Raw genomic sequence first — 1,137 nt, 5'->3', positions numbered from 1 at the left:
GGTTATCTGTCTGGAGATTCAACTCTGTTTCCTCACAGGAGCTCTGTCATGGTTGATAAAGTTACCGAAGCTGCCGTTGTGGGTGGCGTGGATACACATAAAGATTTGCACGTTGCCGCTGTCGTAGATCAGAACAATAAAGTCCTTGGGACTCAGTATTTCTCCACAACACGACAAGGTTACCGGCAGATGCTGGCATGGATGACCTCGTTTGGGACATTAAAGCGAATTGGTGTTGAGTGCACAGGTACCTATGGTTCCGGTTTGCTTCGTTATTTTCAGAACGCCGGGTTAGAAGTTCTTGAGGTGACTGCTCCAGACCGGATGGAGCGACGCAAACGGGGTAAAAGTGACACAATTGATGCTGAATGTGCCGCTCATGCAGCATTCTCAGGCATCAGGACAGTTACTCCCAAAACGCGTGATGGCATGATTGAGTCCCTGCGGGTATTAAAAACTTGCCGAAAAACAGCAATATCAGCCCGCAGAGTCGCTCTCCAGATTATCCATTCAAATATTATCTCTGCCCCGGATGAATTACGTGAACAGCTCAGAAATATGACGCGCATGCAGCTCATCAGGACCCTGGGTTCCTGGAGACCTGATGCCAGTGAATACCGCAATGTAACCAACGTTTATCGCATTTCATTAAAGTCCCTTGCCCGACGCTATCTCGAGTTACATGACGAAATCGCTGATCTGGATGTCATGATTGCGGCAATTGTCGACGAGTTGGCACCTGAGCTGATTAAACGTAATGCTATCGGATACGAAAGCGCTTCACAGTTGCTGATCACTGCCGGAGACAATCCTCAACGGTTAAGATCAGAATCAGGATTTGCGGCACTGTGTGGTGTCAGCCCGGTCCCCGTTTCTTCTGGAAAAACGAACCGTTACCGACTTAATCGTGGTGGAGATCGTGCTGCAAATAGTGCACTTCACATCATCGCCATCGGACGCTTACGAACTGACGCAAAAACAAAGGAATATGTCGCCAGGCGTGTAGCCGAAGGACATACAAAAATGGAAGCGATACGCTGTCTAAAGCGATATATCTCCCGCGAAGTTTACACGTTACTGCGCAATCAAAACAGGCGGATCAACAGTATCCCGATAACAGCTTGACTCTTAGAAGGG

At 48.4% G+C, this 1,137-nt stretch carries 1 protein-coding gene; it reads left to right on the top strand.

Annotated features, from left to right (window positions below; all coding sequences use genetic code 11):
- Window positions 1–48: 48 nt before the first annotated feature.
- On the top strand, window positions 49–1,125 hold the full coding sequence (locus tag ACOTX1_RS23765) for an IS110 family transposase (RefSeq protein ID WP_000227969.1): 1,077 nt from the start codon (window positions 49–51) through the stop codon (window positions 1,123–1,125).
- Window positions 1,126–1,137: the final 12 nt, after the last annotated feature.

Source organism: Enterobacter cloacae complex sp. IR5401, from assembly GCF_049238425.1.
GTDB lineage: Bacteria > Pseudomonadota > Gammaproteobacteria > Enterobacterales > Enterobacteriaceae > Enterobacter > Enterobacter hormaechei_C.
This window is presented reverse-complemented; position numbering and strand designations above follow the sequence as displayed.

What these genes read in the sequence shown, in the direction of transcription:
- ACOTX1_RS23765 (WP_000227969.1), top strand. Translation starts at nt 49, where the DNA reads ATGGTTGATAAAGTTACCGAAGCTGCCGTTGTGGGTGGCGTGGATACA.